At 68.9% G+C, this 983-nt stretch carries 1 protein-coding gene; it reads right to left on the bottom strand.

What is annotated here, in order from left to right; translation table 11 throughout:
* A partial coding sequence (locus tag KUM44_RS31585) for a glycoside hydrolase family 27 protein (protein WP_217213186.1) occupies positions 1–983 on the bottom strand: 983 nt, incomplete at both ends.

Below are 983 nucleotides of genomic sequence, written 5' to 3'. Positions count from 1 at the left end.
CCCCGGTTGAACAGGCCTACCGCGACCGAGCCGTCGGACAGGGGCTTGGCGAACACCTCGGTGTTGCCGTCGTCGCGCACCCTGCGTCCGCCCGCGCCCAGGGAGTCCTGGTTCACCGCCAGCAGGCGGGGGTTGCGCAGGATCGCGCTCACGTCGGCGGACATGGTGCGGATGTCGTTGCCGGCCATGAGGGGGGCCGAGAGCAGTGACCACAGGGCGAAGTGGGAGCGGGACTCGGTCAGTGACAGGCCGGGACGGCCGACGACCAGCATGTCGGGGTCGTTCCAGTGTCCCGGGCCCGACTGCGCGGCCAGCGGTGCGGTGATGTCGAGGACGTTGCCGACGCCCATCGGGTAGCTGTTGGTGTTGTTGTTCTGCCAGATGTCGAGGAGGTCCTCGGTCGTGCGCCACAGGTCGGCGATTTCGCCCCAGTTGTACTTGTCGCCGGTGGGGGCGTGGAAGCTGTTGGGGTTGATGCTGTAGACGATGGGCCGCCCGGTGGCGCGCAGGGCGTCGCGCATGATGGTGAACCGTGCGATCTGCTCGCTCAGGGTGCCGCTGCCGGAGCACCAGTCGTACTTGAGGTAGTCCACGCCCCATGAGGCGAAGATGTTGGCGTCCTGGGCCTCGTGGCCCTTGCTGCCGGTGGAGCCGGGGTAGGTACCCACGCCCTGGGCGCACGTCTTCTCGTTGGGCGCCTGGTAGATGCCGAACTTCAGGCCCTTGCTGTGGATGTAGTCCCCGAGCGCCTTCATCCCGCTGGGGAACTTGGTCGGGTTGGCCCGCAGGTTGCCCGCGCTGTCACGCTGCGGGTCGAACCAGCAGTCGTCGACGACGACGTACTGGTAGCCGGCGGCCTTCATGCCCGAGGACACCATCGCGTCGGCGGCCTGGCGGACCTGCGCCTCGGTGATCCCGCACCCGAAGCTGTTCCAGCTGTTCCAGCCGAGCGGCGGAGTGAGCGCCGGGCTGCCCGGCGCGGC

This window comes from Streptomyces sp. AC550_RSS872, from assembly GCF_019049285.1.
Classification (GTDB): domain Bacteria; phylum Actinomycetota; class Actinomycetes; order Streptomycetales; family Streptomycetaceae; genus Streptomyces.
Note: the sequence above shows the minus strand (reverse complement) of the source record. Positions and strands in the feature narration are given on the sequence as shown.